This is a genomic window from Flavitalea sp. (genome assembly GCF_035489435.1).
GTDB lineage: Bacteria > Bacteroidota > Bacteroidia > Chitinophagales > Chitinophagaceae > DATHKG01.
In genome coordinates this window covers 1-9,812 of sequence record NZ_DATHKG010000048.1, presented here as the reverse complement: position 1 = coordinate 9,812, position 9,812 = coordinate 1, and the positions used below count along the sequence as shown (strand labels likewise).

Here is a 9,812-nt window from a genome sequence, read left to right as displayed (position 1 = left end):
TACTACCATAACCGCCCAGTATATACGCAGTGTCTCTTGCTGCATTAGTTCCAAGTGCTGCAAGATAACGGGGCATGAAAAAATTACCTTTTGTTGCAATCGTATCCCATTTTTTTGATGAAAAATGATACCGGTATATACTGTTTTTATATTGAAGCTGGCCATAACCTCCGACAACATATAAAGAGGAGTCCGGGGCAGATAAGAATTTATTGGCCTGCCAGAATTCAGTCAGTAGTCTGAGTGTAAAATTCAAATCCCATTTATTGGCGGCAGGGTTATAAATGCCAACCTGTTTTTCATCTATGTAAAAATTGATCAGCTTGTGAGTTAATCTGTCAAATACAGCCTGGTTACCCGGAGGCAGTACGACGCGGCTTTGTGCGAGCCTGGTACCGGACATCAACATGTTTTTCATTGAGACCTGGTACAAACTGTCACGGGATATGATGTACAGGAGTTCACTACTGTCATCAAATGCCACGCTTGCAGAACCTGCGGTAGAAAAAGCAGAGATCTCCTGCCAATGCTGATGTTTAGGTTTGATCCAGGTGGGGTTCTTAGCGATACCTTTTATGTTTGATACTGAATCGATGGCTTCGTTGCCATTCACCTCCGACAGGGGAAAGCTGTATTTGAGTACCCCGTTTTCAATGATCCTTATGTTCCTGATCTGCATCGGTGGCAGGTCCACTGTTTGAAAGCCTTCATGATCATTGAGACCAAAAAGTATTTTCAGGCAAAGCCTGTTGTCCATTTTCAGCGGACTTTCAGATCTGATCTGGCCGTTGACATATAAAGATGTCCGCCTTGTTTTCCGATCAAAACGTATCCTGATATTATTCCACTTGCTATGAAGGGTGATGGAGTCGAGTTCAAAAACATTCGAGGTTTCACCAATGATGAAATTGAAGTTTAAAAGGCGCTGATTGTAGACAATATCGATGTTTTGCTTCTGGTTTGAAATCCTGCTGTTTGTTGCATTTCCGCTGTTAGCAGCATTAACATCATCGGTAATGATCCTTAAAACATATCCAAAATACGTTTCAAGATTTGGCCTGAAAGTAAAATCAAAATTAATTTCAGTAGTGCCATCAAAACAGAATGGTTCCTTCGGGGTGAGGTTTAATGCAGTTCTTTTCTCGGGCACGACTTCATGGCTTGAAAACTGCAGTCCATGTGTTTGGCAAATGCCCTCCCACACATACAACATGGCCAATAACAGCAACCCCGGATACTTCAACATACAACCCATGATTAGAATATGCGCAAAATACTCAATTCTAATGTTCTACGAAGCAAATAGCGTTTAATCGGCTCCTCTTCACAATTTGCATCTGGAATTAAAATGGATGCGTCCCCAATTCACAAACCAATCCCGATTAACCCAATCTACAAACCAATCCCGATTAACCTTTCCCGATTAATTAATCCCAATTCACCAATCCCAATTCACCAATCCCAATTAAGCCATCCCAATTAAGCAATCCCAAATAACCTTTCTGATTAACCAATCCCGATTATTAATAAACGCTCTATTGTTTTGCTTGTCCCAAAACGCTGGATTACAATGTTGCCTACTGTGCTCCAAAGATTGATTTAAGATACCTGAGCATCGTTGTTGTAGATGAAAATTGGGTTTTCGTCGCATTCTCCCTGAAAAGCAATGATTTAGTTTGCTATTTTGCATGGATGAACACTCAATGGTATACAAAGAAATGGGTGGGGATTAGCCTTCATGTCCTGTTTTGGATATTGTTTTTTATATCTCCTTTACTGTTGCGACCAGTGATGGACAACAAAGTTTCACTCGCACCAAGTGAATACAGAAGCTTTTTCTTCCTGCATTTTCTGAATAACCTGATGCGAATAGTGCTGTTCTACAGCAATGCATATATCTTGATACCAAGGTTAATTTATAAAAAGAAATACGGACAATATGTGCTTATTCTTTTGGTCTCGTTAGTAATATTATTGTTTTGGGATCGCCTCATATTTTCTTTACTGATTACGGGTCATGAACATAAAATATGGAACTTTTTTGTATTTAATTTATTTCCATTTTTCTTTTTGATCATTGCCAGCGGTGCATTCCGGATGGGTAAGGATAAGCTGGAAGAGGATCGAAACAATAAGGAACGCGAAACGGAACATTTGAAAACCGAGTTGTCCTTTCTACGTTCACAGGTCAGTCCGCATTTTATGTTTAATGTGTTGAATAACATGGTTGCCCTGGCACGAAAAAAATCCGATGAACTGGAGCCCTCGCTGATAAAACTTTCTTCGCTGCTCCGCTATATGCTATATGAAACCGATGAAGATAAAGTGTTGCTGGAAAGAGAAGTTGAGTATCTTCAGAGTTATATCGATCTGCAAAAGCAACGGTTCGGACGGAATATCAAGATCAATATTTGTTTTCAAAAACTGGAAGGCAATTATACTATTGAACCAATGCTATTGATTCCATTTGTAGAAAATGCTTTCAAACATGGTAGTGGAATGATCACCAATGCCGAGATTGATATAAGCCTGGTAGTGAAAGAAGGCATACTCCAGTTCAGTGTTAAAAATAAGTATAATGACTCCGTGGTAGAAACAAGGGACAAAACTTCCGGTATCGGACTTGCCAATGTAAAACGCCGGCTTGAACTGTTATATCACAAAACTTATTCGCTGAATATCGAGAAGAAAGATGATTGGTTTAATGTTTCACTTGAGATAAACCTGCACTAATTGAAATAAACCTGCCCTAATCGAGATAAACCTGCACTAATGTTACGTTGTATCGCCATAGATGATGAGGAACTGGCACTTGAACTGCTGGAAGATAATATTCGTAAGGTACCCTTCCTCGAGTTGGTGGCGACCTGCAGCAATCCGCTTGAAGCAATAAAAGTGATGCAGGAACAATCTATCGATCTCATATTTCTTGACATCCAGATGCCCGGACTTACCGGTCTCCAGTTTATTCAAAGCAGTCTGCAAAACTCAATGTTTATCCTGGTTACTGCTTATGAGAAATACGCGCTGGAAAGCTATAACCTCAATGTTGTAGATTACCTGGTTAAGCCGGTGGAGTTCAATCGCTTCATCAAAGCCTGCAACAAGGCACTTGAACTTCATAAACTAAAAAATAAACCTGCCGATCAGCAGGATACCGCCCAGGATTATTTTTTCGTAAATGTTGACTATAGCCTGCTCAAGGTTATGTATTCCGACATAATCTGGATCGAGGGTCTGAAAGATTACGTAAAAATTCATTTGAAAAGCACAGATAAGCCGATTATAGCGCGTTTAAGTATGAAGTCACTTGAAGAAGAACTTCCATCACCGATTTTCCTGCGTATCCACAAATCATATATCGTCTCCAAGTCGTTTGTTACTGCTATCCGCAAAAACAGCGTTTTCATTAAAGATATGGAGCTTCCCATCGGCGAAAACTACAAAGACGCAATCGAATCTTTCACGAAAAAACCCTGAATAGAATTATGAATTATGAGTTATGAGTGATGAAACTTTTAGCAACTCCTTTCATAATTCATAACTCATAATTCATAACTCTCTTGAACTTTGTCGCAAAATTTTAGGTCTACGTCTCAATTTCACCAGCCGGGTTTTTGATTTTGATAGATTCGCTTTCTTTAGAATTTATCCCTCTTTTTTTAATCAAAAACATACAACAATGAAAAAACTGTTTTATCCTTTAGCTGCAATCGCCATCATTGGTGCATCAGCTTTCACTATTGTCGCGGTACCATCGTGGAAAATTTCAGACGATTATGAGGTGAAGTTTTCAAGCAAAGATCCTAATGGTGTCTTTAAAGGATTAAAAGGCAATATAAGCTTTGATGAAAAGGATCTTAAGAATTCGGTGATGGACGTTTCTATCGACGTAAGCACCATTAATACAGGAAATGGTATGCAAAATACGCATGCAAAAGGAGAACAATGGTTTGATGCAGCAAAGTACCCGACCATAAAATTCACTTCCAGCGAAATCACAAAAGCCGCAACAGGTTACCTTGTTAAAGGTGTGCTTGAAATGCGTGGTGTAAGGAAAGAAATCGAGGTACCTTTTACGTTTGAGCAAAACAAATTCTCCGGCAGCTTTGAAGTGAACCGTAACGAGTTCGGAATTGGCGATCCTAAACATGAAAAAGTGCAGCCGGCAATTAAAATTGATCTTTCTGTTCCCGTTTCAAAAGCATAAGTATGTTTAAGCGCATATTCTTTCTGTACCAGTTTCAAAAGCATAAGTATGTTTAAACGTATATTCTTTTTGGGATTGACTGCAGGCATCATGGCTTCAGCGGCAGCTGTCATTTTTCAGCGTATTCACCAGTTTGCAACCTATACAGACTTCTCTAAAATTGTGAATGTTCCTGTATTGTTAGCGATCAATATCGGTGTATGCATGCTAGCCTCGGTGTTGTTTTTCCTGTTACAGAAATTATCGCCGGGACGGAAAGGCAGGTTTATCTTCAACCTGATTTTTGTACTTATTTCTTTTATGAGTATTACCTGGTCTTTTGCCTTAACCTTACCGCTTGATGCCCAGTTCCCCGAATTGTTTCCCGGTTTAACAGTTCCTATGCATTTCTTCCCGGCCCTGGCCTGGTTCACCTTCGAACCCCTGTTTATTGCTGGCTCCCGGCACCGGGGTGAAGAAAAAAAGCAATCAATTCGCAGAATTAAAAAAGATGGAATTGTGATTTAAATTGATCATCGCCAAGCGTCTCCACTAAAAGGAGATATGGATAAGAGAGATATGAGTTATGAGTTATGAATTATGAAAGCTGAAAGGCCCGTCCTTTTTTCGTAATTTATAACTCTTTTTCAACTTCACTCACCACTTACCACTCACCACTCACCACTGTTTTCACCACTGTTTTCAAATTTGTCGCAGCTTTTTCCCCCTTTGTCTCATTTGCCGGATTTCCGGGAATCTGCATGATACTTTTGCGACCTGATCGGGATTAATCGTCTGCTAGATTCTACCGAAGCTTCAGATCTCACCAACACTTAATCATCTGTTATGAAAAAATTTATCTTCTTCCTGGTTACGATCATTACTTCGTTAACCATTTCGGCACAGCCCCCTGCGAATATGCAAGGCGCAGGCAGACCCGTGCAAGCGATCGCCAACATCGGTCGTATTTATGGAAAGCTGGTCGACAGCAATGGTAAAGCTGTTCGTGATGCTTCCGTTATGCTTCTGCACAGGAAGATGGATACAAGCACTAAACAAATGAAACAGGTTTTGCTTAAAGGAATCACCAGCCAGGGAAATGGCGATTTTAACCTGGAAGAACTTCCTGTAACCGGGCTGCTGGTGCTGAACATATCTGCTACCGGCTATGTACCGGTCAGTGATACTATTTCTTTCATGAGCCAAAGGCCGGGCGGTGGAAGACCCGGGGCTGTAACTTCCGGAGCAAGTACCGCCCCTGGTCGCGCAGCTGGACCAATGAGCGGTGGATTTGAAAAAGATCTTGGCAGGCTAACATTAAAAACAGACGTGCAGCAACTGCAGGATGTAGTGGTCACCGCTTCCAGCAGCAGGCTTCGTCTTGATATCGATAAGAAAGTATTTAATGTTGATCAGAATATTGTGAGTGCAGGTGGTACCGCGGTCGACGTAATGAAAAACGTTCCTTCTGTAAATGTTGACATCGATGGCAATGTTACTTTGAGGAATGCATCTCCACAGCTTTATGTAGATGGCCGGCCAACAACTTTAACGCTCGATCAGATTCCGGCGGATGCTATCGAAAGTGTAGAGGTGATAACAAATCCTTCTGCCAAATTTGACGCTTCTGGCGGAGGTGCAGGTATATTAAATATCGTTCTTAAGAAGAATAAGAAAAAAGGGTATAATGGTAATATTAACGCAGGCGTCGACAAACGTGGTGGTCTGAATGGAGGCGCAAGTCTGAGTGTAAGGCAGGATAAATTCAATTTCAGTGTAAGCTCATTTGTGAACCAGATGAGAAACCGGAACACAGGATCTACAGATATCAGGAATCTGCTTACCACACCAAACCTGTTGGTAAATCAAACAAGCAATGACAGGATGAAAGGTGCCTTTGTATTTGGAAAAGTGGGAGTGGATTATTTCGCAACAAATCGTACAACCATCTCGCTGGGAGCCGTTAAAGTACATGGTAGTTTCGATCCTACAGGTTTCCTGAGAACGGACAGCGCTTATGAAGGCGGCGACTATGTAAGTTTCAGTGAAAGGAATACCAGCAATAGCCGCGAGTTTAATGCAACCGGCCTGCAGGGTGGATTTAAATACCTCTTTCCTAAAAAAGGCGAAGAACTAACCGCAGACGTCAACTATTTCGCCGGCAAAAACAATAGCAGCGCTTTATATAATACCGAAATATATTCTGATTATGGTGGTACAAAAACAGGAAACATTCAGCAACAAATTATAGGCAGCGGTACAAATGGTTTTCTGACTATGCAGACTGATTATGTAACAGTTTTCGGTGCGTCAGCAAAACTCGAAGCAGGCGCAAGGGTTCAGTTGAATAAATTGACCAATAACCAGGCAAATTATTTTTATAATGCAGGCACAGGTCAATATGTTTTGATTCCTTCAGCTACAAGCAATTATAAAAACAAGGATAATGTGTATGCGGGGTATCTTTCGTTTGCTAACTCGATTAAGAATTTTGGATATAAGGTTGGGTTACGCGCTGAAAGTTCTGATTATGTTGGTCAGTTAACGGATACCAAAGAGGAATTCACAAACAAATACCCTATCAGCCTTTTTCCATCGGTTTTTCTTAGCCAGAAATTACAAAATCAGCAGGAGTTGCAGTTAAGTGTAACACGAAGAGTCAACAGACCCTTCTTTATGCAGCTTATCCCTTTTATTGATTCAACAGACCAGTTAAATTGGAGAAGAGGAAATGCATCTCTGAAACCAGAATTCACAAATTCTATAGAAGCTTCTTATTCAAAAACCTTTGCGGGCAACAATACTATTCTCGTCTCAGCCTATTACAAACGCACAACAGATCTTATAACAAGGTATATCGATACCATTTCACTCTCTACCGGTGTAAAACGTCCGATCACTACTTATATCAATGCAAATTCAGGCCGCACTACCGGTATGGAATTTACTTCACAAAATACATTGGCCAAGTGGTGGGATCTTACAAGTAACCTGAATGTATATAATTCAAAAATCAATACCGATAATATTACAGGTACTTCCCAGGACGCAATCTGGAGTTGGTTCGCAAAGGTGAATAACAGCTTCAAGATGCCGGCTAATTTTAAACTGCAGTTGTCTGCAACTTACCAATCAAAAACAAATCTTCCGGTTAATCAGAACACTGGTGGTGGTCCTGGTGGCGGTGGTCCCGGTGGCGGTGGTGCACAAAGCTCATCCCAGGGTTATGTTCGCGCAAACTATGGCGTAGACGCGGCTTTACAGAAAAGCTTCCTGAAGAACAATGCAGCTTCGGTTACCTTCAGTGTGAGTGATATTTTCGGCACAAGAAAATTTGATCAATATTCTGAGAGTGCATTTTTTATCCAGAATAGCTACCGCCTTAATGATGTACCGATGTTTCGTTTAAACTTTGCTTTCCGCTTCGGCCAGATCGATATGAATCTTTTCAAACGGAAAAATATGAAGAGTGAAGAAGGTGCGCAGGGCGCGATGCAGGGAATAGGATCATAAGTGGTGAGTGGTGAGTTGTAAGTGGTGAGTGATAAGTGGTGAGCTTTAGAGTTCTGAATTTTCATTCATTCATAACTTCACTCATCACTCCTAACTCATCTTTCAGCTATTTCTATAAATAAGAAAAGGGCCTTAACTGGTCCTTTTCTATTTGTAATCAGTATTGAATTGTTTTAAATGAATTGTTTTAAGTGAATTGTTTTAAATGAATCGTTTTAAGCGAATTATTTTAAAAGAATCGTCTTACCTGAACTGTTTACTTGTATATTTTTAAATCAACTGTTTTAGCCGAACAGTATTATTTGGAAACCAATACTCCGAGGATAAAACCAGCCAAAGCGCCGACGGTTGCTGCTCCTGTAAAGGATTTTATCGTTTGCATGCGTTCTCTTTCGGCCTGGTTAATTCTTCTGTTTCTTTCGTATGAATTGATTGAACGATCATTTCTATAGTCGTTGATGCGTCTGTCATACTCGCGGTTTATGCGATCTGATTCTTCCTGCCTTCTGTGTTCATCGTAGCCACGGTTATCCCTGATGTCCCTGATGTCTCTGATGTCTCTGGTATCCATATTATCCCAGTTGTCCATGTTATCCCAGTTATCTCGCTGATCCTGGTGACCATAGTTGTCATTATTGTTTCCTTTTCCATTTGACCAGCCGTCGTTACCATATGATTTATTGGTTCCTGGGTAAGACCAGTCATTTTGATTGTTACGATTAGGCTCAGGATAAGATTTTTTCATTTCTTTATTAAAACCATCGTCATTAAAACCCTTATCATTTTTGTTCGTTTTATCGTTTTTCGCCATTGATTGGGCAGATACAAAAGTTACAGAACCTGCTGCAAGTAAAAGTGTAAAAATCTTTTTCATAACCTTCATTTTTTATAAAGTGAATTGATATATATAAGAAGGATTATGACAAGTAATGTTTAAAATAAGAAGTGCCGGTTCGTCGAGGCAATATGCCTTTTCGTCGCATATGCAGATATATGTCTTGTTCCCACCGCTAAATAAAGTGACGCTGGATGTACTACTATAGCTGTAAAAGAACAGGTGGCGTTTATAGCTGGCATGCGAACAACCTTAATAATGCACCGCGGAGATTTGACAGCTGCCCAACTAACGCTGACCTGGGTGTTCGGCAATAGATGGTCGGATTTGGCCTTGCTTCAAAATAGAATTAATGATAATATTACAAGAATTTATATTTCAATTGCAGATATATAGTTTGTGAGACCCAACCTGATTTGTAACTTCCGTCTTATCGAACGCCTGGTTAATCATATAAATACTTTTTACCCGCTCAGTCAATCAGCAGTTGATGCCCTGACCGGTAGTTTTGAAAAAGTAATTCTTCCGAAAAATGAAAGATTAATTACTGAAGGGACAGTCTGTCGTCAGATGTATTTCCTGCAACAGGGAGCACTGCGTGGGTATTATAACGTGGATGGGAAGGAAGTAACGCACTGGTTTGCTTTTGAAAGCGACTTCGTAACATCATTCCACAGCTTCATCACCCATCGTCCGGCAGTCGAAAATATCCAGTTGATCGAAGGTTGCATATTGTGGTCTATCACGCGTGAAAAATTAACAGCACTATTCAGTACTCATCATGAAATCGAACGCCTTGTGAGAATTATTTATGAAACATATTATATCCGTCTTGAAGAACGGTATGTAAATGCTCATTTTAAAACCGCATCCGAGAGATATTATGACCTCCTCATCAGGGCTCCCCATATGATTGAACGAGTTCCGTTGGGTGCAATAGCCTCATACCTGGGCATCAGCCAGGAAACACTTAGCCGCATTCGAAGCAAAATCTAAAAAGGATATTACCTATCTAAGGATATTCTATGTTGTCTATAAAGGATGTTCCATGTTGCGGAAAAAGGAAATTCCATGTTGCAGAAAAGATATTCAAACTTGCAGAAAAAAGATATTCAAACTTGCGTAAAAATGACATGCCATCTTGCGGAAATGATTTGACCTGGGCTCCAGCTTAACTCCAAATTCAAGGAATTTCAAAATGACCGCTATTTCAGTCAAACGCTCCACCTTTTGGCTGAAATCGCGGTCATTTTGAAAAACACTAAAACAAACTAT

The 9,812-nt window shown here is 40.3% G+C and carries 9 protein-coding genes; 6 read left to right on the top strand and 3 right to left on the bottom strand.

Annotation, left to right across the window (positions count from 1 at the left end; translation table 11 throughout):
• The coding region (locus VK664_RS07690) for a kelch repeat-containing protein (protein ID WP_461398052.1) at positions 1–1,246 on the bottom strand (1,246 nt) is incomplete at its 3' end.
• Between the two features lie 446 nt (positions 1,247–1,692).
• Between VK664_RS07690 and VK664_RS07685 the strand changes: the two genes are divergently transcribed.
• The 5 genes from VK664_RS07685 to VK664_RS07665 all read left to right on the top strand — a co-directional run bounded on the left by VK664_RS07685 (position 1,693) and on the right by VK664_RS07665 (position 7,702).
• The gene (locus VK664_RS07685; RefSeq protein ID WP_461398051.1) at positions 1,693–2,733 is read left to right on the top strand and encodes a sensor histidine kinase; all 1,041 of its coding nucleotides are present in this window, start codon (positions 1,693–1,695) and stop codon (positions 2,731–2,733) included.
• Positions 2,734–2,772: 39 nt separating this feature from the next.
• Positions 2,773–3,480, top strand: a complete 708-nt coding sequence (locus tag VK664_RS07680) for a LytR/AlgR family response regulator transcription factor (protein ID WP_461398050.1) — start codon at positions 2,773–2,775, stop codon at positions 3,478–3,480.
• A gap of 202 nt (positions 3,481–3,682) precedes the next feature.
• A complete protein-coding gene (locus tag VK664_RS07675) occupies positions 3,683–4,210 on the top strand; it encodes a YceI family protein (RefSeq protein WP_461398049.1) in 528 nt (175 codons plus the stop codon).
• 48 nt (positions 4,211–4,258) lie between these two features.
• Positions 4,259–4,717 (top strand): hypothetical protein, encoded by a 459-nt coding sequence (locus VK664_RS07670; protein WP_461398047.1) that lies wholly within the window; start codon positions 4,259–4,261, stop codon positions 4,715–4,717.
• A 318-nt stretch (positions 4,718–5,035) separates the two neighbouring features.
• A complete protein-coding gene (locus VK664_RS07665; protein ID WP_461398046.1) occupies positions 5,036–7,702 on the top strand; it encodes an outer membrane beta-barrel protein in 2,667 nt (888 codons plus the stop codon).
• 298 nt (positions 7,703–8,000) lie between these two features.
• Here VK664_RS07665 and VK664_RS07660 read toward each other — a convergent pair whose 3' ends face one another.
• Positions 8,001–8,576, bottom strand: a complete 576-nt coding sequence (locus tag VK664_RS07660) for a hypothetical protein (protein ID WP_461398045.1) — start codon at positions 8,574–8,576, stop codon at positions 8,001–8,003.
• 360 nt (positions 8,577–8,936) lie between these two features.
• Between VK664_RS07660 and VK664_RS07655 the strand changes: the two genes are divergently transcribed.
• A complete protein-coding gene (locus VK664_RS07655; protein WP_461398044.1) occupies positions 8,937–9,533 on the top strand; it encodes a Crp/Fnr family transcriptional regulator in 597 nt (198 codons plus the stop codon).
• A gap of 93 nt (positions 9,534–9,626) precedes the next feature.
• Here VK664_RS07655 and VK664_RS07650 read toward each other — a convergent pair.
• On the bottom strand, positions 9,627–9,812 hold a 186-nt coding region (locus VK664_RS07650; RefSeq protein ID WP_461398042.1), incomplete at its 5' end, for a hypothetical protein.